Origin of the sequence: Bacillus sp. A01H, from assembly GCF_045277205.1 — a bacterium.
In the GTDB taxonomy this organism is placed as follows: domain Bacteria; phylum Bacillota; class Bacilli; order Bacillales; family Bacillaceae_G; genus Bacillus_A; species Bacillus_A paranthracis.
In genome coordinates this window covers 4,312,170-4,332,964 of sequence record NZ_CP117702.1, presented here as the reverse complement: position 1 = coordinate 4,332,964, position 20,795 = coordinate 4,312,170, and the positions used below count along the sequence as shown (strand labels likewise).

22 protein-coding genes and 1 other annotated feature are annotated in these 20,795 nt (G+C 37.3%); of the genes, 19 read left to right on the top strand and 3 right to left on the bottom strand.

The genetic code is table 11. From position 1 onward, the window contains the following. The first annotated feature begins 27 nt into the window (after positions 1 to 27). From PSR14_RS22945 to PSR14_RS22920, 6 genes are all read left to right on the top strand, one after another. Entirely contained in the window at positions 28 to 1,173 is a 1,146-nt protein-coding gene (locus PSR14_RS22945; RefSeq protein WP_000439903.1) for a cysteine desulfurase family protein, read from the top strand. A 16-nt stretch (positions 1,174 to 1,189) separates the two neighbouring features. Next, the gene (gene mnmA / locus PSR14_RS22940) at positions 1,190 to 2,305 is read left to right on the top strand and encodes a tRNA 2-thiouridine(34) synthase MnmA (RefSeq protein WP_001038008.1); all 1,116 of its coding nucleotides are present in this window, start codon (positions 1,190 to 1,192) and stop codon (positions 2,303 to 2,305) included. A gap of 109 nt (positions 2,306 to 2,414) precedes the next feature. Beyond that, positions 2,415 to 3,074: a tetratricopeptide repeat protein gene (locus PSR14_RS22935; protein WP_000066390.1), complete on the top strand. Its 660-nt coding sequence runs from the start codon at positions 2,415 to 2,417 to the stop codon at positions 3,072 to 3,074. Positions 3,075 to 3,170: 96 nt separating this feature from the next. Next, positions 3,171 to 5,507, top strand: a complete 2,337-nt coding sequence (locus tag PSR14_RS22930) for an ATP-dependent RecD-like DNA helicase (protein WP_098487096.1) — start codon at positions 3,171 to 3,173, stop codon at positions 5,505 to 5,507. Positions 5,508 to 5,634: 127 nt separating this feature from the next. Beyond that, positions 5,635 to 5,823 carry a hypothetical protein gene (locus PSR14_RS22925; protein WP_000469281.1) on the top strand — a complete coding sequence of 63 codons (189 nt, stop codon included), beginning with the start codon at positions 5,635 to 5,637 and terminating at the stop codon, positions 5,821 to 5,823. A gap of 18 nt (positions 5,824 to 5,841) precedes the next feature. Next, positions 5,842 to 5,970: a YrzQ family protein gene (locus tag PSR14_RS22920; RefSeq protein WP_001053553.1), complete on the top strand. Its 129-nt coding sequence runs from the start codon at positions 5,842 to 5,844 to the stop codon at positions 5,968 to 5,970. Between the two features lie 35 nt (positions 5,971 to 6,005). Here PSR14_RS22920 and PSR14_RS22915 read toward each other — a convergent pair whose 3' ends face one another. Beyond that, a complete protein-coding gene (locus PSR14_RS22915; RefSeq protein ID WP_000242543.1) occupies positions 6,006 to 6,218 on the bottom strand; it encodes a hypothetical protein in 213 nt (70 codons plus the stop codon). 176 nt (positions 6,219 to 6,394) lie between these two features. Here PSR14_RS22915 and PSR14_RS22910 point away from each other — a divergent pair, with 176 nt between their 5' ends. Beyond that, complete coding sequence (locus PSR14_RS22910) at positions 6,395 to 7,462, top strand: AI-2E family transporter (RefSeq protein ID WP_000793118.1); 1,068 nt, start codon at positions 6,395 to 6,397, stop codon at positions 7,460 to 7,462. Between the two features lie 38 nt (positions 7,463 to 7,500). Here the strand turns inward: PSR14_RS22910 and PSR14_RS22905 are convergent, their stop codons facing one another. Further along, entirely contained in the window at positions 7,501 to 7,845 is a 345-nt protein-coding gene (locus tag PSR14_RS22905; protein ID WP_000209473.1) for a PH domain-containing protein, read from the bottom strand. A 222-nt stretch (positions 7,846 to 8,067) separates the two neighbouring features. After that, positions 8,068 to 8,287: a binding site (T-box leader), on the top strand. A gap of 40 nt (positions 8,288 to 8,327) precedes the next feature. On the opposite strand from PSR14_RS22905, the gene alaS reads away from it, so the two are divergent. The 12 genes from alaS (at position 8,328) to PSR14_RS22845 (ending at position 20,413) form a co-directional block, all read left to right on the top strand. Beyond that, complete coding sequence (alaS, locus tag PSR14_RS22900) at positions 8,328 to 10,970, top strand: alanine--tRNA ligase (RefSeq protein WP_098487095.1); 2,643 nt, start codon at positions 8,328 to 8,330, stop codon at positions 10,968 to 10,970. A 76-nt stretch (positions 10,971 to 11,046) separates the two neighbouring features. Beyond that, complete coding sequence (locus PSR14_RS22895) at positions 11,047 to 11,313, top strand: IreB family regulatory phosphoprotein (protein WP_000348590.1); 267 nt, start codon at positions 11,047 to 11,049, stop codon at positions 11,311 to 11,313. A 3-nt stretch (positions 11,314 to 11,316) separates the two neighbouring features. Beyond that, positions 11,317 to 11,730 carry a Holliday junction resolvase RuvX gene (gene ruvX / locus PSR14_RS22890; RefSeq protein ID WP_098487094.1) on the top strand — a complete coding sequence of 138 codons (414 nt, stop codon included), beginning with the start codon at positions 11,317 to 11,319 and terminating at the stop codon, positions 11,728 to 11,730. A gap of 12 nt (positions 11,731 to 11,742) precedes the next feature. Beyond that, positions 11,743 to 12,021 carry a DUF1292 domain-containing protein gene (locus PSR14_RS22885; protein ID WP_000392247.1) on the top strand — a complete coding sequence of 93 codons (279 nt, stop codon included), beginning with the start codon at positions 11,743 to 11,745 and terminating at the stop codon, positions 12,019 to 12,021. A gap of 216 nt (positions 12,022 to 12,237) precedes the next feature. After that, a complete protein-coding gene (gene mltG, locus PSR14_RS22880) occupies positions 12,238 to 13,308 on the top strand; it encodes an endolytic transglycosylase MltG (protein WP_061185422.1) in 1,071 nt (356 codons plus the stop codon). A gap of 202 nt (positions 13,309 to 13,510) precedes the next feature. Continuing rightward, entirely contained in the window at positions 13,511 to 14,152 is a 642-nt protein-coding gene (locus PSR14_RS22875) for an O-methyltransferase (RefSeq protein ID WP_000389089.1), read from the top strand. Between the two features lie 7 nt (positions 14,153 to 14,159). Further along, complete coding sequence (locus tag PSR14_RS22870) at positions 14,160 to 15,089, top strand: peptidase U32 family protein (protein ID WP_000742781.1); 930 nt, start codon at positions 14,160 to 14,162, stop codon at positions 15,087 to 15,089. Positions 15,090 to 15,107: 18 nt separating this feature from the next. Next, entirely contained in the window at positions 15,108 to 16,388 is a 1,281-nt protein-coding gene (locus PSR14_RS22865; protein ID WP_000217969.1) for a U32 family peptidase, read from the top strand. Between the two features lie 17 nt (positions 16,389 to 16,405). Beyond that, positions 16,406 to 17,044: a uridine kinase gene (gene udk / locus PSR14_RS22860; protein WP_000537087.1), complete on the top strand. Its 639-nt coding sequence runs from the start codon at positions 16,406 to 16,408 to the stop codon at positions 17,042 to 17,044. Between the two features lie 278 nt (positions 17,045 to 17,322). Next, positions 17,323 to 17,799, top strand: coding sequence for a transcription elongation factor GreA (gene greA / locus PSR14_RS22855; protein WP_000179963.1), 477 nt, complete (start codon positions 17,323 to 17,325; stop codon positions 17,797 to 17,799). 92 nt (positions 17,800 to 17,891) lie between these two features. Further along, positions 17,892 to 19,646, top strand: coding sequence for a penicillin-binding protein 2 (locus tag PSR14_RS22850; RefSeq protein WP_113732911.1), 1,755 nt, complete (start codon positions 17,892 to 17,894; stop codon positions 19,644 to 19,646). Between the two features lie 116 nt (positions 19,647 to 19,762). Next, on the top strand, positions 19,763 to 20,413 hold the full coding sequence (locus PSR14_RS22845; protein WP_000897107.1) for a YrrS family protein: 651 nt from the start codon (positions 19,763 to 19,765) through the stop codon (positions 20,411 to 20,413). A gap of 35 nt (positions 20,414 to 20,448) precedes the next feature. Here PSR14_RS22845 and PSR14_RS22840 read toward each other — a convergent pair whose 3' ends face one another. Continuing rightward, the gene (locus tag PSR14_RS22840) at positions 20,449 to 20,664 is read right to left on the bottom strand and encodes a YrzA family protein (RefSeq protein ID WP_098487092.1); all 216 of its coding nucleotides are present in this window, start codon (positions 20,662 to 20,664) and stop codon (positions 20,449 to 20,451) included. Between the last annotated feature and the right edge of the window lie 131 nt (positions 20,665 to 20,795).

Sequence of the window (20,795 nt, the reverse complement as noted above, 5' to 3'; positions counted from 1 at the left end):
GAAACGATTTGGAAAGAAGGAGATTTAATGGAACGCATTTACTTAGATCATGCTGCGACATCTCCGACTCACCCAGAAGTGGTCGAAAAGATGATTCCATATATGACAGAAACATTCGGAAACCCGTCTAGTATTCACTTTTATGGACGTCAAACGCGCCATGCAGTAGATGAGGCGAGACGCGCATGTGCACGTAGCATTCATGCGAATCCGAATGAAATTATATTTACGAGCGGTGGTACGGAAGCTGATAATTTAGCGCTTATCGGTGTAGCGCGTGCGAACCGTCATAAAGGTAACCATATTATAACGACACAAATTGAACATCATGCAATTTTGCATACGTGTGAATTGTTAGAGCGTGAAGGATTTGAAGTGACATATTTACCTGTTGATGAAACAGGACGCGTTCAAGTTTCTGACATACAAAAGGCATTAACAGAAGAGACAATTCTTGTATCTATTATGTTTGGGAATAATGAAGTTGGGACGATGCAACCAATTGCGGAAATAGGTAAGCTGCTAAAAGAGCATCAAGCTTATTTCCATACAGATGCGGTACAAGCTTACGGTTTAGTAGAAATTGATGTGAAAGAGTTTTGTATTGATTTATTATCAATTTCGGCTCATAAAATTAACGGGCCAAAAGGTGTCGGGTTCTTATACGCTGGTGCAAATGTGAAATTTGAACCGTTATTAATAGGCGGGGAGCAAGAAAGAAAACGCCGTGCTGGTACGGAAAATGTGCCGAGCATCGTTGGGTTGCAACATGCAATTTTGCTAGCTGAAAAAACTCGTGAGCAAAAAAATGCCCAATATGAAGAGTTTAAAGATATAATGGTATCTGTCTTCAAAAATGAAGACATTACTTTCGAGGTAAACGGAAACTTAGAATATCGATTACCACATGTGCTTAATATTAGTTTTACAGGAATGAACATTGAACCGTTCCTTGTGAACTTAGACTTAGCTGGCATTGCAGTATCAAGTGGTTCGGCTTGTACAGCTGGTTCGATTGATCCATCACATGTATTAGTGGCGATGTTCGGAAAAGACTCCGATCAAATACGTTCATCCGTACGTTTTAGTTTCGGACTTGGAAATACGAAAGAGCAAGTTGAGAAAGCGGCGTACGAAACAGTGAAAATCGTGAAGCGATTAACACAAAATTAGCATGGGAGGTGACATGATGAACAAACTACCTCACGAAACACGCGTTGTCATCGGGATGTCCGGTGGCGTCGATTCATCTGTAGCGGCTCTTTTATTAAAAGAGCAAGGTTATGATGTAATCGGAATTTTTATGAAAAACTGGGATGATACAGATGAGAATGGTGTCTGCACAGCAACAGAAGATTACAATGATGTAATTGAAGTGTGTAACCAAATTGGTATTCCGTATTATGCAGTAAACTTTGAAAAACAATACTGGGATAAAGTATTTACGTACTTCTTAGATGAATACCGAGCTGGTCGTACACCAAACCCAGATGTAATGTGTAATAAAGAAATTAAATTTAAAGCATTTTTAGAGCATGCCATTGCGCTCGGTGCTGATTATGTAGCGACAGGTCATTATGCACGCGTTGCTTATATGGACGGCGAATATAAAATGCTTCGCGGCGTTGATGACAATAAAGACCAAACGTATTTCTTAAATCAATTAAGCCAAGAGCAATTATCAAAAACAATGTTCCCGCTTGGTGAACTGAAGAAACCACAAATTCGTGAAATGGCGAAAGAAGCTGGTTTAGCGACAGCGGCGAAGAAAGATAGTACTGGTATTTGCTTCATTGGTGAGCGTAACTTTAAAGATTTCTTAAGTAACTATTTACCAGCACAACCAGGTGTGATGCAAACGTTATCTGGCGAAGTGAAAGGAAAGCATGACGGTTTAATGTACTACACAATTGGACAACGTCATGGCCTTGGTATTGGTGGTAACGGTGATCCGTGGTTTGCTGTTGGGAAAAACTTGAAAGAAAACATTTTATATGTTGATCAAGGATTCCATAACGAACTTCTATATGGCGACGAAGTTATTGCTACAAATGTTGGCTGGGTAAGTAATAAAGCGAAAGAGAAAGAATTTAAGTGCACAGCGAAATTCCGTTATCGTCAAGAAGACAATAAAGTAACGGTTCAAATCGTTGATGAAAATACAGTTCGTATTCTTTGTGACGAGCCAATTCGTGCAATTACACCAGGACAAGCAGTTGTTTTCTATGATGGAGATGAGTGTTTAGGCGGTGCTACAATTGATGAAGTGTACCGTAGCGGTAAGAAATTGGATTATTTAGGATAAAAGAGAAGCCTCTACCGATTCGCGGTTAGAGGTTTCTTTTACATAAGGCGAATTTTCGTTCGCTTGGAAAATACATTCTTTGTTATAATTTGTTGTAGAGGTGAAGGACATGTCAAACAAACTTGAAACAGGTATTCAATATATGCAAGAAGGAAACTGGGAAGAAGCTGCTAAAAATTTCACAGAAGCAATCGAAGAAAATCCGAAAGATGCGCTTGGATATATTAATTTTGCAAACTTATTAGATGTACTAGGTGACAGTGAGAGAGCAATTTTATTTTATAAACGTGCATTGGAGTTAGATGATAAATCTGCGGCTGCTTATTATGGATTAGGAAACGTATATTACGGTCAAGAGCAATTTGCAGAGGCGAAAGCTGTATTTGAACAAGCGATGCAAGCTGGATTACAATCAGCTGATGTAACGTTTATGTTAGGTATTACACATGTGCAACTTGGAAATGATCGTCTTGCACTGCCGTTTTTACAAAGAGCAACAGAATTAGATGAAAACGATGTAGAAGCTTTGTTCCAGTGCGGACTTTGCTTTGCACGACTAGAACATATTCAAGAGGCGAAACCTTATTTTGAAAAGGTATTAGAAATGGATGAAGAGCATGCAGATGCGTATTATAATTTAGGTGTTGCATACGTATTTGAAGATAATAACGAGAAAGCTCTTGCTTTATTTAAGAAAGCAACTGAAATTCAGCCAGATCACTTTTTAGCGGGTAATGGTGTTCGTTTATTAGAGCAAGAAGCTGAATAAGATGAAAATATAGTTAATGAGTAGTTATCCCTCATCTAAATAGGTGGGGGATGTACTGCTCATTAAAGTGAAACGAAACCGGAAAGGAGAGGAAAGATGGGAAATCAACATGCAATGGATTTGTTTGAGGAAGAGAAAAAGTTTATAAAAGCGCAAGTTCTTCATACCATTTTCCACAACGAAGAAAACCTCTATTCCGTTGTCAGTATGAAAGTCATTGAAACGAATGAAACGTACGACGAAAAAAAAGTGATGATAAACGGTCATTTTCCCCGCATGCATGAAGATGAAGTGTTTACGTTGACAGGTCATTTTAAAGACCATCCGAAGTATGGGAAACAATATTTAGTTGAAACGTTTAAGAAAGAATTGCCGCAAACGAAAGCCGGTATGGTGCAATATTTAGCGAGTGATTTATTTAAAGGGATAGGAAAGCGTACAGCTGAAAAAATTGTAGATCATCTCGGAGAACATGCTATTTCTAAAATTATGGATGATCCTGAGGCTTTAAATGGTGTTGTCAACAAGCAAAAAGCACAAGAAATTTATGAGACAATTGTTGAACATCAAGGGCTAGAGAAAGTAATGAGCTTTTTAAATGGCTACGGTTTTGGAACGAAGCTTTCTATTAAGATTTATCAGCAATATAAAGAGATGACATTAGAAGTAATTCGTAATAACCCGTACCAACTTATTGAAGAAGTGGACGGAATTGGTTTTGGAAGAGCGGATGATATAGGGCGTGCGTTAGGGATATCGGGTAATCACGACGACCGTGTACGCGCAGGATGTTTTTACACGTTAGAGAATGTCTCATTACAACTTGGTCACGTCTATATGAGGAAAGACCAACTTGTAAGAGAAACGATGTCACTTTTAAACAATCAAGAAGGAAGAGTGACTGAGGAAGATATTGTAGGCTGTATTGAAACGATGCAAAGTGAAGGGAAAGTCATCATAGAAGAAGAGCGAGTGTATTTAGCAACGTTATTCTACTCTGAAAAAGGTGTTGTAAAGTCCATTCGCAGGCTTATGAATCAAGAAGAAACACCTTCATTTCCAGAGGCAGAAGTGTTAAAAACATTAGGTGAAATTGAAGAACAACTGAACGTACAATATGCACCGTTTCAGCAAGAAGCAATTCAAACGGCACTTCATAAACCGATGATGTTATTGACAGGTGGACCAGGAACAGGGAAAACAACAGTTATTAAAGGAATTGTTGAAATGTATGCGTCACTTCACGGGCTATCGTTAAATCCGAATGAATATAGTGATGATAATCCATTTCCGATATTATTAACGGCTCCAACAGGAAGGGCAGCGAAGCGAATGAGTGAATCAACAGGGCTTCCAGCTTGTACAATTCACCGTTTACTTGGCTGGACGCCCGAAGGGTCTTTCCAACGGAATGAAACAGATCCGGTACAAGGGAAATTACTCATTATTGATGAATTTTCAATGGTTGATATTTGGCTTGCAAATCAGCTGTTTAAGTCATTGCCGACTAACATTCAAGTTATCGTTGTAGGCGATGAAGATCAATTACCATCTGTAGGACCTGGACAAGTATTAAAAGATTTATTGAATGCAGGTGCAGTTCCAACAGTAAAGCTTACTGAGATTTATCGTCAAGCGGAAGGTTCATCAGTAATTCAACTTGCCCATGCGATAAAAAATGGAATGCTCCCACCAGATTTAGCGCAAAACCAAAAAGATCGTTCATTTATCGGTTGTACAGGAGCTCAAATTGTTGAGGTTGTTAAGAAGGTTTGTGAGAATGCGAAGACAAAAGGGTTTAGCGCAAGAGATGTACAAGTATTGGCCCCGATGTATCGTGGACCGGCGGGTATTAATGTACTAAACGAAGCGTTGCAAGAAGTGTTTAATCCGAAAAGGGAAAAGAGTAAAGAAATTGCTTACGGTGATGTTGTATACCGAAGAGGCGATAAAGTCTTGCAACTCGTTAATCAGCCGGAGAGTCAAGTTTTTAATGGTGATATCGGAGAAATTGTTTCGGTGTTTTATGCGAAAGAAAACGTTGAGCAACAAGATATGATTATCGTTTCATTTGATGGAATTGAGGTAACATATACAAAACCAGATTTAAATCAAATTACACATGCGTATTGTTGTTCCATTCATAAATCGCAAGGTAGTGAGTTTCCGATTGTAATTATGCCGATAGTAAAAAGTTATAATCGTATGTTACGTCGTAATTTAATTTATACTGGTATTACAAGAAGTAAGAAGTTCCTTATTATTTGCGGGGAGGAAGCTGCTTTTCAGTCTGGTGTAAATCGCCTTGATGATGCAATGCGTCAAACGACTTTAGCTAGCCGATTGCAAGAATCACAAGGAGAAGTACAGATGGTAACGGTTAATGGCGAAGAAATGGACGTGGAAAACATTTCACCGTATGATTTCATGTAAAAAGGTAAAATTATATAGTGAAACTTTCAAACGTATAACGTTGAAAGGCTCCAGCAATGTATAAATGAATGCAGTTTGGACATAATGGCGAATAGAATCCGGGAGACTGTAAGGAGATGAACGCCATATGTTTATTTGTCCAAATTGCAAAGGGAAAGACATTGGAAAAATAGGTGTCAACCAATTTTATTGCTGGAATTGTTATATCGAATTATCGGTTTCAAAGGGGAAAATCCATACGCATCAAGTAGAAGAAGATGGTTCGTTAAGTTCTCTTGATGATTTATTTGATGAGAATGAAAGAACGATCGGATAACGAAAAGGGGGATTTACTTTGAATCTACGCAATTCATTAATCGCATTAGGTGTTGGAGCGGCAGCATATCAATATGCTCGCAAACAAGATGTATTTTCAAAACGTAATATGAAAAAAGCACGTAAGATGATTAAATCTTATTTATAAGCGTAAAAAACTCCCTTCATGATAAGGGAGTTTTTTTATGCACTTGTATGCAAATATAAAAGTCCAATTTCAGAGAAGAGATAAGATAGGCCGTAACATCCAACGCCAAGCATTCCGTAATGAAATAATTGCTTCGCTTTTTCCTTTCGTGAGGAACGAATAAAGAAGCCTTTCCAAATACCAAACCCGATACAAATCCATTCAAGAATCATAAAAAGTGCAGATAATATGAGCATAAATAAAACCATTATGAGCCCTCCTGATTAAATTGTTTTACGCTGCATTCTCAGGGGTGGTTGTCCTTGTTATGTTATGTATATGTACGTCGTTACAAAACAGTATGGTCTGCACGAAAAGATTTTAAAACTTTTGCACATAACCTACCCTATTTATTTTCAAAATAAAGGTGGAGGAGGTTTTTCGTGTGAAGAATCTTAAAATCATTTGGATATATCGTTTAGGGTTATTGTTACTTGTTTTTCTTTGTTTGCTCGTCTTTTTAAAAATTAAGCCGCTATGGGCACCGATTATTTTTGTATGTAAAGTGGCCATTACACCGTTTCTTATTGCATGTTTCATTGCGTATTTATTGCATCCTTTAATTGAAAAAATTCATAAGGAAGGGATGCCGCGTACACTCGCTATTTTGCTTATTTACATCCTTTTCTTTGGCGGGATTGGTTATGGAATTTATAAAGGAACGCCGGTTGTGATTAAGCAATTACAAGAAATCAATGAACAATTCCCGCAGTTTACAAAAATGTATGATTCTTGGATGGATGGTGTTACAGAACAAACAGCGAATTTCCCGTCATTTATTCATGAAAAGGTGAAACAAATTTTTGTCGGAGTAGAGACGAAGATACAAGCACTTTTAAATAAAGTGATGAGCACAGCTCGTGGTGTACTAGATTCGTTACTCATTATTTTCTTAATTCCGTTCATTGTATTTTACATATTAAAAGATTACGGCGAGTTTTATCATATCTTTTGGAAACTAGTCCCGAGTAAGTGGCGTAGTACGGGGCAAATGTTGGCGAAAGAAATTGATAAGTCACTTGGAAGTTATATTCGCGGACAGTTATTCGTTTGTTTAGTATTAGGAGGAGTATCGGTTCTTTCTTTTTGGTTTATCGGTATGAAATATCCATTATTACTTGGCATCATCATCGGGATAACAGATATAATCCCATACTTTGGCCCTATTTTAGGAGCGATTCCAGCGTTGATGATTGCAGCAACGGTATCAACAAGTTTACTCATTAAAGCGGGGATTACGATTGCTATTTTGCAATTCGTAGAAAGTAACATTTTATCCCCTTACATCGTTGGTAAGTCGCTTCGCATGCATCCTGTCATTATTATGCTTGCACTACTAGTTGGGGGAGAAGTGGCAGGAATTGTAGGGTTATTAATATCAGTTCCTGTTTTAGCGGTCATTCGCACAGTGATCGTTCATGTAAGGCCCCTTTGGAAAAAAGAAGATGTGTAATAGGAAGGCCCTCTACTTATAAAAGTAGAGGGCTATCATTATTTAGAGAGTTGCTCGTTTATTTTTTGAACGAGAGAGCTTACATCATTTGTTTGAATATGTTTTATTTTTTTCCATTCATTATCATACATAAATACAATTTGATTGCTGAAAAGCCGCTTTTGTTCTTTTAAATTTGAAATTTTTGCGAAAGCGTACTCTTCAAATAAAGGGTTCTTACTTACATCTGGTCCATAAAAGAAGAGCCGTTTGTCTGTTAAAATTAGCAATCCTGGCCTTGCGACGGAACGATAAATAAATATGTCTAGTGAACAGGCTACGTAAAACAATATTGTTTCATCAGTCGTTAACATATTTTTAGCTTTGTTCAATAAGGTTGTCATTATAATCGCTCCTTTATTATTAATAATTTAATTATAACAAAAATAAAATATTCAGAAAAGTGCGTGGGAGTAGTACAATTTGTTAATACATGCATAATATATGAAAAGGCTGTTAAGAATGAATAGTAGAATAGCTATGATTAATAAGTAATTGATATAATATAAATGATTATCTACATTGACAAACTTAAGAGAATTCTATTATATTTAGTCATATAATACATTAAATCAATGACGGAACAAGTACGTTACAGTCCATTTATAGAGAGAAGCTTCCATATGGCTGAAAGAAGCTTTAAATGAAGGGTAACAGAAAGCTAATCCTGAGAGCAGCTAATCACTGCCGTCTTGCCACGTTACGGCACCATGAGGTGATGAATTGATTCGTATAGCAATCAATTCATAATTAGGGTGGTATCGCGAGTTAACTCTCGTCCCTTTTATAGGGGCGGGAGTTTTTTATATTTAAGGAGGAAAATACAATGAAACAACTAACAGGCGCACAAATTCGTCAAATGTTTTTAGACTTTTTCCAAGAAAAAGGACATGCAGTAGAACCTAGTGCATCACTAGTTCCACATGAAGATCCATCTCTTCTATGGATTAACAGTGGTGTAGCAACATTAAAAAAATATTTTGATGGACGTGTAATCCCGCAAAATCCACGTATTACAAATGCTCAAAAATCAATTCGTACAAACGATATTGAAAACGTAGGGAAAACAGCTCGTCACCATACATTCTTTGAAATGTTAGGAAACTTCTCAATCGGTGATTACTTCAAAGAAGAAGCAATTACATGGGCTTGGGAATTTTTAACGAGCGACAAATGGATCGGATTCGATAAAGAATTACTATCCGTTACAATTCATCCAGAAGATGAAGAAGCATTCACAATTTGGAATGAGAAAATGGGTGTTCCAAAAGAGCGCATCATCCGCTTAGAAGAGAACTTCTGGGATATCGGTGAAGGACCAAGTGGACCGAATACAGAGATTTTCTATGACCGCGGAGAAGCGTACGGTAATGACTTTAGTGACCCGGAATTATATCCAGGTGGAGAAAATGAGCGTTACTTAGAAGTATGGAACCTTGTATTCTCTCAATTTAACCATAATCCAGACGGTTCATATACACCACTTCCTAAGAAAAACATCGATACAGGGATGGGTCTAGAGCGTATGACATCTATCGTTCAAGATGTGCCTACAAACTTTGACACAGACTTATTCATGCCGATGATTGGTGCAACAGAAACAATCTCTGGTGAGAAATATCGTAATGGTGACTTAGAAAAAGATATGGCGTTTAAAGTAATCGCTGACCATATCCGTACAGTAACATTCGCTGTTGGTGACGGTGCTCTTCCATCTAACGAAGGCCGTGGTTATGTATTACGTCGTTTATTACGTCGTGCGGTTCGTTATTCGAAGAAATTAAACATCAACCGTCCATTCATGTTTGAATTAGTACCGGTTGTTGGAGAAGTAATGAAAGACTTCTATCCAGAAGTACTTGAAAAGAAAGATTTCATTGCAAAAGTTGTGAAAAATGAAGAAGAGCGTTTCCACGAAACACTTCATGATGGTGAAGCAATTTTAGCTGAAGTTATCGCAAAAGCTAAAGAAGAAAAAACAACGGTTATTTCTGGAGTAGATGCGTTCCGTCTATATGACACATACGGTTTCCCAATTGAATTAACAGAAGAATATGCCGAAGAAGCTGGTATGACTGTTGATCATGAAGGTTTTGAAAATGAAATGGAAAAACAACGTGAGCGCGCACGTGCTGCTCGTCAAGATGTTGATTCTATGCAAGTTCAAGGCGGTGTCCTTGGAGAAGTGAAAGTAGCGAGCGAGTTCGTTGGTTACGGTACAGTTGCAACAGAAAGTAATGTTGTTGCACTTGTGAAAAACGGTGAATACACAGACAGCTTACAAGTTGGTGAAGAAGGACAATTAATGCTTGATGTAACACCATTCTATGCTGAGAGCGGTGGACAAATTGCAGACTGTGGTTATCTTCTTGCTGATGGCGTGAAAGTTCTTGTAAAAGACGTACAAAAAGCACCAAACGGCCAAAACTTGCACAAAGTTGTAGTTGAAGAAGGTACATTAACGAAAGATGCGGCTGTAAAAGCTATTATCGATACGAAAAACCGTAGTAGCGTTGTGAAGAACCATACAGCAACTCACTTACTACACCAAGCATTAAAAGACGTACTTGGAACACATGTTAACCAAGCAGGTTCTCTTGTAACTTCTGAACGTCTACGCTTTGACTTCTCTCACTTCGGTCAAGTACAAACTGACGAATTAGAAAAAATTGAGCGTATGGTAAACGAGAAAATTTGGGAAAGTATTGATGTTGAGATTTCTCAAAAAGCAATCGAAGAAGCGAAAGAAATGGGCGCAATGGCATTATTCGGTGAAAAATACGGAGATGTTGTACGCGTTGTACAAGTTGGCGACTATAGCTTAGAGCTTTGCGGTGGTTGTCACGTTGATAACACAGCTTCTATCGGTATTTTCAAAATCGTTGCTGAGTCTGGTATCGGTGCAGGAACTCGTCGTATTGAAGCAGTAACTGGTAAGTCTGCTTATGAATTAATGAACGATCAAGTAGGTTTATTAAAAGAAGCAGCTGGAAAAATGAAAACAAATCCAAAAGACATTTTAACAAGAGTTGATGGTCTATTTGCTGAAGTGAAACAATTGCAAAAAGAAAATGAATCTCTTGCTGCGAAATTAAGCAATATCGAAGCTGGAAACTTAACTGATTCTGTAATGACAGTTGATGGCGTGAACGTATTAGCAGCGAAAGTAAATGTTGCAGATATGAATAACTTACGTACGATGATGGATGATCTGAAAAATAAATTAGAATCTGCGGTTGTCGTATTAGCGTCTGTAAATGATGACAAAGTAAACATCTTAGCTGGCGTAACGAAAGATTTAATTAGCCAAGGTTACCATGCTGGTAAACTTGTGAAAGAAGTAGCTTCTCGTTGTGGCGGTGGCGGTGGTGGCCGTCCTGATATGGCACAAGCGGGCGGTAAAAACCCAGCGCAAGTTGAGGAAGCTTTAGCATTTGTACAAGAGTACGTTAAATCTGTTTCAAAATAAAGAGATAGTAGTGTACAATGGTAGGGAGAGGAGAAGTTCTTCTCCCTATACTTACTATATAAGTGAGGTGCTTGAAATGGACGGTTTTGATAAAACAATGAAGTTTAGCATTCAAGATGAAAAACAGAGTGTCCATGTAAATGATGTACTTTTAACTGTGTATGATGCACTTCAAGAAAAAGGCTATAATCCGATTAACCAAATCGTCGGTTATTTATTAAGTGGAGATCCAGCATACATACCTCGCCATAAAGATGCACGTAGCATCATTCGTAAGCTTGAACGTGATGAATTAATTGAAGAGCTTGTGAAGTCTTACTTGAAACATCATCGTGAGGAGTAGTTTATGCGGATATTAGGTTTAGATGTAGGTACAAAAACAGTCGGAGTTGCAATTAGCGACGAAATGGGCTGGACAGCACAAGGGTTAGAAACAATTAAGATTAACGAAGAACGAGGTCACTTTGGTTTTGATCGTATTTCTGAGTTAGTAAAGCAGTATGATGTGGACAAGATAGTAGTAGGTTTACCTAAAAATATGAATGGTACAATTGGCCCGCGTGGTGAAGCGTGCCAACAATTTGTAGAAAACCTACGAGAGCTGTTACAATTAGACGTTGTAATGTGGGACGAGCGTTTGTCAACGATGGCAGCGGAACGTCTACTCATTTCAGCCGATGTAAGCCGTAAGAAGCGAAAGCAAGTAATTGATAAGATGGCTGCAGTCGTAATCTTACAAGGATTTTTAGATAGTAAATAAGAGGTGACCAAAATGGAAGAAAATCAAATTACAATTGTAGACGAAAAAGGTAACGAACATTTATGTGAAATTATTTTCACTTTTGACGCTGAAAAATTTGGCAAAAAATCATACGTAGTCTTCTCTCCAATCGGTGAAGTAGACGAAGATGGAGACCAAATTTACGATGCAATGGCTTATGAGCAAAATGAAGAAGAGGGCGGAACTTTACTTCCAATCGAATCTGAAGAAGAGTGGGAAATGGTACAAGAAATGTTCAACACTCTAGCTGATGAGCAAGAAGCTGAATAATAAGTACTGAAAAGGTGGACGATATATAGTCCACCTTTTTTTATATGTAAAATGAAAGATTTTTTGTCGAAACTGCGTAATCCTTTGTAGTATAATGAGACGGATTGTAGAAAAATAAAGTATCTGTCAAAATGATAGGTAAGTTTATTGTGATTTTTCATCGTTTTGTATAGAAAGATGTACATATGGCCTACAATTGAATAAGGAGGAAGAGTTTTGGTAGAGAATCAAGTGAAAAAGAAGCGTAGACGCATTTTTTTATTCTCGATAATTGCACTGCTTTTAGTTTGTGGTTCAGTCTATGCGTATATTTCATCCGCATTAGGACCGGTTGATAGCGGGAATAAAAAAGAGATTGAAGTAGAAATTCCAAAGGGATCATCTACTAGTAAAATTGGTGAGATTTTAGAAGAAAAAGGTGCTGTGAAAAACGGTACAGTTTTTAGTTTTTATACAAAGGCTAAATCTAAAAATTTACAAGCGGGTACATATTTATTAAATCCTTCAATGAGTGCAAAAGATGTTATTGAGCAAATGTCATCTGGTAATGTACATCGTCCAACTCTTTATAAAGTGACGGTAAAAGAAGGTGCACAAGTAACTGAAATTGCAGAAACGGTTGCAAACGAATTAAAGTGGAATAAAGATGATGTTGTACGTCAATTAAACGATAAAGCATTTATTCAAAAAATGCAGCAAAAGTATCCCAAGCTGTTAACGGATAAAATCTTTGATAGCAATATTAAATATCCATTAGAAGGTTATTTATATCCTGCGACGTACTCTTTCTATAAAAAAGATATAACTTTGGAAGAAATTGTTATCCAAATGCTTGAGAAAACGAATGCAATCATTGTTCAAAACGAAGCAAAAATGAAAGCGAAAAACTGGGATGTGCATCAGCTTTTAACATTGTCTTCACTTATTGAAGAAGAGGCAACAGGCTTTACAGATCGTCAAAAGATCTCTAGTGTCTTTTATAATCGTTTAGCAAAAGGTATGCCGCTTCAAACGGATCCAACGGTATTATATGCACTTGGAAAGCATAAACAACGTGTATTATACGAAGATTTAAAGATAAACTCACCGTACAATACGTACGTTGTGAAAGGATTGCCGGTGGGCCCGATTGCAAACTCTGGTAAACATTCAGTGGAAGCAGCGCTAGAGCCTGCGCAAACAGATTATTATTATTTCTTAGCTGCACCAACTGGTGAAGTGTACTATGCGAAAACATTGGAAGAGCATAATGCACTAAAGCAAAAATATATTACGAAAAAGCAGTGAAATGGGGAGGGATAGCGAAAAAGGTCGCACATCCCTCTTTTTTGTGGTAAAATATATCGGGTTAAAAACTGGCAGAAGAATCGTTTTTAATATCAAAACGGGACGTACAAGCTAAGGATAAAGCTGGCTTGTATTTTTATTGCATTCTATGTGTGAAAAGACGTCATAGAGGCACTTCTCCATGTAAATAAGGAGGACCATTATGGAGGATGCAGTTAACGAGTACCTATTATCATTTATTGATCCGAAAGATAAATTAATTCTTGAAATGGAAGACTATGCGAAAGAAAATCATGTGCCAATTATGGATCGACTTGGAATGGAATTTATGTTGCAATTTTTACGTTTAATTGGACCGAAGAGCATTTTAGAGCTAGGTACAGCAATTGGCTATTCTAGTATTCGTATGATGCAAGCTATTCCAAATTCTCGCATTGTGACAGTTGAGCGCAATCGCGATCGATATGAAAAAGCACTTGAATATATAGAACGTTCACCAGTTAAAGAACGTATTTCAGTTATTTACGGTGATGCGTTAGAAACAGGCGAGCAAGTAGAAGAACATGGAACATTTGACGTTATTTTTATTGACGCAGCAAAAGGACAATATCGTCGCTTTTTTGACTTATATGAACCGTTATTAAATCCTGGTGGCGTAATTATTTCAGATAATGTTATGTACCATGGCCTTGTAACGACGAAAGAGAAAATTGAAAACAGACGTACACGTGGTTTAATCCGTCGTATTAAGACGTACAATGAATGGCTTATGAACCATGAAGGATATGATACAACGATTTTCCCAATTGGTGATGGAGTAGCTGTTAGTAAAAAGAAAGGGTGACCAAGGTATGAAGAAACCAGAATTGTTAGTAACACCAAAAGCAGTGGCGGATATCGAACCTCTTGCGAAAGCAGGAGCAGATGCGGTAATGATCGGTGAGCAAAAGTTTGGTTTACGTTTAGCAGGGGAATTTTCACGTGAAGATGTGAAACAAGCTGTGAAGATTGCACATGAAAATGGTGTAAAAGTATACGTAGCAATGAACGCTATGTTCCACAACGATAAAGTAGAAGAATTAACAGACTATGTTGCATTTTTAAACGAAGTACATGTAGATGCAATTGTTTTCGGAGATCCAGCAGTATTAATGGCGGTTCGCGAAGTAGCGCCAAATATGCAATTGCACTGGAATACAGAAACAACAGCAACAAACTGGTTTACTTGTAACTACTGGGGACAAAGAGGAGCAAAACGTGCTGTATTAGCTCGCGAGCTTAGCTTAGATGAAATTGTTGAATTAAAAGAAAATGCTGAAGTGGAACTTGAAGTGCAAATTCACGGTATGACTTGTATGTTCCAGTCGAAGCGTTCGTTAGTAGGAAACTACTTTGAGTATCAAGGACGTCATCTTGACATTGAAAAGAAAAAATATGAAGAGAATATGTTCTTATATGACCCAGAGCGTAACAATAAATATCCAATTTATGAAGATGAAAATGGTACTCACATTATGAGTCCAAATGATATTTGTTTCATCGATGAGTTAGAAGAGCTAATTGATGCTGAAATTGATAGCTTAAAAGTTGATGGTGTACTAAAAAGCTCTGCATACATTATTGAGGTAACGAAGAAATATCGTAAAGCAATTGATTTATGTGTAGAAGATCGTGATGCGTATTACGACGTGAAAGACGACTTATATAAAGAGATAGAAGAAATGCAACCGGTGAATCGTCCGTTAGATACAGGATTCTTCTTTAAAGAGACGGTTTACTAAACGAGGAGGGTGTAGGAAATGACTGTACAAGAAATTTCACGAGTGATCGATGGCAAACGCGTTATTGTGAAGAAACCTGAACTGTTAATCCCTGCGGGTAACTTAGAAAAATTAAAAGTAGCTATCCATTACGGGGCAGATGCTGTATATTTAGGTGGACAAGAATTTGGTCTTCGTTCGAATGCAGGTAACTTTACACTGGAAGAAATGGCAGAAGGTGTGGAATTTGCAAAGAAATATGGAGCAAAAATATATGTAACAACAAATATCTTTGCACATAATGAAAATATGGACGGGCTAGAGGAATATTTAAAAGGGATTGAAAAAGCTGGCGTAACGGGAATTATCGTTGCTGATCCGCTTATCATTGAGACTTGTAAACGTGTAGCGCCTTCTGTTGAGGTGCATTTAAGCACACAGCAATCACTATCCAACTGGAAAGCAGCACAGTATTGGAAAGAAGAAGGTTTACATCGTCTTGTATTAGCTCGTGAAGCAAGCTATGAAGAAATGAAAGAGATTAAAGAAAAAGTGGATATTGAAATTGAAGCATTCGTCCATGGTGCAATGTGTATCGCATATTCAGGAAGATGTACGCTAAGTAACCATATGACAGCGCGTGACTCTAACCGTGGTGGTTGTTGTCAATCTTGTCGCTGGGACTATGATTTAGTTCAAACAGTATCACAACATAAAGATGCAAAAGAGCTTCCTCTATTCCAAGAAGAAGATGCTCACTTTGCAATGAGTCCAAAAGACTTAAATTTAATTTTATCAATTCCGAAAATGATTGAAATTGGAATTGATAGCTTAAAAGTTGAAGGACGTATGAAATCAATCCATTACGTAGCTACTGTAGCGACAGTATATCGTAAAGTAATTGATGCATATTGTGCGGATCCTGATAACTTTGAGTTTAAACAAGAATGGTTAGATGAGCTTGATAAATGTGCAAATCGTGATACAGCTCCTGCATTCTTTGAAGGGGTTCCAGGACATCAAGAGCAAATGTTTGGAAATCATAGTAAGAAAACAACGTATGATTTCGCTGGTTTAGTGTTAGATTATAATGAAGAAACGGGCATCGTAACGATTGAGCAACGTAATCATTTCAAACCAGGACATGAAGTGGAGTTCTTTGGACCAGAAATAGAAAACTTTACGCAGACGGTGGAGAAAATTTGGGATGAGGATGGAAACGAATTAGATGCAGCGAGACATCCGTTGCAGATCGTGAAATTCAAAGTGGATCAACCAGTGTATGTGAATAATATGATGCGCAAAAGCATACTTCAATAAGAAAGAGTGATAGTCGAATGGGGACGAATAAGCCTGTTGTAATTGGAATTGCTGGTGGTTCAGGGTCAGGTAAGACAAGTGTAACGAAAGCGATTTTTGACCATTTTAAAGGTCATTCCATTTTAATCTTAGAGCAAGATTATTATTACAAAGATCAAAGCCATTTACCAATGGAAGAACGTTTAAAAACAAATTATGATCATCCATTAGCGTTTGATAATGATTTGTTAATTGAACATTTGCAGCAGTTGCTTGCATATAAACAAGTAGAGAAACCTGTATATGACTATACATTGCATACGCGTTCAGATGAAATTATTCCAGTTGAGCCGAAAGATGTAATCATTTTAGAAGGAATTCTTATTTTAGAAGACCCACGTCTTTGTGAGTTAATGGACATTAAGTTATTCGTTGATACAGATGCTGACCTTCGTATCCTGCGCCGCATGCAGCGTGATATTAAAGAACGTGGTCGTACGATGGATTCAGTTATTGATCAATATGTAAATGTTGTACGTCCAATGCACAATCAATTTATTGAGCCTTCTAAGAAATTTGCGGATATTATTATCCCTGAAGGTGGACAAAACCACGTTGCAATTGATATTATGGTTACAAAAATTGCAACAATTCTTGAACAAAAAGTAAATTTGTAATAGCATAGTAAAAGATATACGGTAGGAAGGGATTTTTTCCCTTCCTATCGAATACAATGAAACATGCAACCTCATCTATATATAGGTGAGGGCATATTTATATCAACTTTCCATACATATCTTCTTTATATAAAGAAGAATTGGGAATACGGGGTTGTATGTGACAACTCCGCTAGTACAGGCGTGCTAGAAACCTCCGCTTTACATATAAGCGGGGGAGTTTTCATATGGAACTCCTCTTTTTTTCGGGGGATTGGTATATAAAAGGAGTGGAAAATATGGCAACAGAAAAAACATACCCTATGACGCAAGAGGGTAAGCAAAAGCTAGAGAATGAACTTGAGGATTTAAAAACGGTAAAACGTAAAGAAGTTGTAGAGCGCATTAAGATTGCACGTAGCTTCGGAGATCTTTCTGAGAACTCTGAGTATGATGCAGCGAAAGATGAGCAAGCGTTCGTAGAAGGACGTATTACACAATTAGAAAACATGATTCGTAACGCAGTTATCATCACAGATAACGGTGAAGAATCTACAGTTGTTACATTAGGTAAAACAGTAACATTTAAAGAACTACCAGATGGAGATGAAGAAGCTTACACAATCGTAGGTAGCGCAGAAGCAGATCCATTTGAAGGAAGAATTTCTAACGATTCTCCAATCGCAAAAAGCTTATTAGGTAAGCAAATTGGCGAGAAGGTAGCAATCCAAACTCCAGGTGGAGAAATGCAAGTAGAGATTATCTCTGTAAAATAATTAAAAATCACTCGTGTAAAAGCGAGTGATTTTTTTATTTGTATAAAAGATGAAACACTCCGTCCAAACTATACTAGACGAGGTGTTTTTTTATGGAAATAAAACGGAGAATTACAATTGTTTTAATTTGTTTTATATGTGTCATGTTTATGTTACTTTGTCGTTTAATTCAAATACAAATTATCGATACGGAATCATTTACGGATCGTAAGATTAACTTAATTGAAAAAAGTGTTACACAACGGACGCAATCCATTACGGTAGATGATGGACGCGGCCATTTTATAGATCGTAATGGTAAGGAGATAGGTGAGAAAAAGTATCCTGTTTTAATTGTTTTTCCATTTCTACAATTAAAAAATAACATGTTGGAGAAAATTGCGCATATCATTGGTATGTCGAGACAAGAGATTGAAAGTCAAATGAAACATAAGAAAAGTGCATTTATCCTGCAAAGAGGAAATGAACCACTTCGCTTGGAACGAGAGCAGATGGAGAAGGTGAATCAATTAAATGTATTAGGCATTGTAGCAGCTGAAGTTCGTTTGCGGCAAACTAGCGTGGTGAATCATTTAATTGGTGATGTGGGTGAGAATGAACGAGAATTTCAAAAACGATACGGAGAAGTTAGAAAAATTTCAAAACAAACACCGATTGGCATTTCAGGATTGCAGCAATCATTTGATGAATTTCTTTTGACCGATGGAGAGGCAAAAGTATTGTATCAAGTGGACCGGCAAGGAGAACCGATTTTTGGAAAACAAGCGAAATATACATCGCCTGGAAATCCGTTTTATCCAGTGACGATTCAAACTACTTTACATAACGAGTTACAGAAAAAAGCAGAAGAAGTAGTTGAAGCAAGTGAAATTAAGAAGGGAGGAGTAGTGCTACTTGATGTAAAGAAAAATGAAATTTTAGCAATGGTTAGCAAACCATCTGTACAGGTGAAAGATGAGAGTCTATATAAAACTACACTTGAAAATCAAATGTTAACACCACATTTTCCCGGTTCTGTTTTTAAAACAATAGTTGCAGCGGCAGTGATTGATCAAAATAAAAATGTTTTTAATCGCGCATTTAATTGTAATAAAGATTTATATGGTGAAGATCACCCACAAGTTAGGATGGGGACACTTAGTTTTAAAGAGAGCTTTGCTAGAAGCTGTAACAGGACATTTTCAGAGTTAGGAAATGAGCTAATACAAAAGGATAAGATGGTGTTAGAAACTTATGTAGAGGCTTTAGGAGGCGCTGAGAAGGTTGGATGGAGAGGCTCTGTATTTCATACAACTCATTTTGAGCAAATGCCAGAGGAGAAAAGTGTTACGATTTGGGGGAGTGAAGGAAATAAGTATAGTAAAAAAGCGGTAGCGCAAACAGCAATTGGACAGAAAGATGTACGTATGTCACCTCTAGCGATTGCAAATATGATGGCGACGATTGCTAGAGGGGGAGAAAAGATGGAAGTGAAAGCTGTTGAAAAAATAATGTACAAAAATGGAACGGATTTTTATACATTTGAAGACCATACATTAGGTGGGAAACAGCTTTCATATGAAACAGTGAAAACATTACAACAGTTATTAAGGAGCGTTGTAACAACGGAGAAAGGCACAGGAGCAGCATTCAAGTCGTTACCACTAAGTGTCGCTGGAAAATCTGGGACAGCACAAACAGGAAAAGGAAGGAAAGAGAATCGATGGTTTGCAGGTTATTTTCCATATGAAAATCCAAGGTATGCTTTAGTTGTCGTGGATATAGAAACGAATAGCGATGTAAATGCAGTTACACCTATTTTCAAATCTATTGTAGAATCAATCTATCGATTAGAGAATGAAAAGTAATCTTGCAATTCATAGTAAAATGTTTTCATTTCATGAAAATATTATTGTAAATGTTCAACCTTTCTAGATTTAATGTTACAATAGCAAGTATGAAAAACTGCATGGAGGTTTGAAGAATGGCAGGAGGATCTAGATTCCAACAGAAACAACAAAAACGTCGTCAAAACGGTGTTTTAAATATTGCAATAGCTATTGTACTAGTAGCAGTAGCTATTGTAGCATATCAATTGTTTGTTCCTGACACGAAAGAGCAAGCGTCTTCTAGCGATAAAAAGGTAGCTCAGCAAACAACGAAAGAGAATAAGTCTGAGAAAGCTAAAGGCAAAGAAGAGACGAAGAAGAATGAACAAGAGAAAACAGAGGCTAAGAAGAAAGAAGAAGAAGAGAAGCTAAAGGCTGAAGAAGAACAGAAAAAAGCTGAAGAAGAAGCAAAAGCTAACGAGAAAGTACCAGCTGAAAAAACACAGCCAAAGGCAACTGACGCTTATACGAAACCTTCTTGGAAGCCAGTAGGCACAGAGCAAGGTGCAACACCTGCGATGACGTTTAAAAAAGGTACAGCAGATTGGAATGAGATGAATCAAGCGATTTCAGCTGCAATTGACGTTCCAGTAGAGCAATTAATTATTCATCGAATCGGAAATAACGGTAAGAATAAAGCTTACGGTAACGTACAAGATAAACAAACAGGTAAAAGATATTATGTAAATATTGATTGGGTAGACAATGAAGGCTGGAAACCAGTACTTGTTCAAACTCTAAACTAAAAAAGAGAAGCTCCTTAGGAGCTTCTCTTTTTTAGTTAGCGTAATTTCTTTAATTTAAAATGAACAACCGCGCTATAATATGGTCTTTTACTTTCAGGATCCATAACTATTTGATGCGAGATGTGATGAACTTCAAGCATAAGTGCTTTATTATTATCGATTTGTTCACTGATTTTACGTTCTAAAGAAGCTAAGTCTCCCGCTTCAAAAAATTCTACTTTATCTTCTAACATTTCAAAGGTAAATGACATGAAGACGGCCCCTCTCCTATGTAATCAACTATAGTGTAACAAAGAAAAGAAGGAAATACCATGTACATTTCAATTGACATTTTTAGAAAGAGGGAATATCATACTGATAAAACCGATAAGAAAAAGGGGAA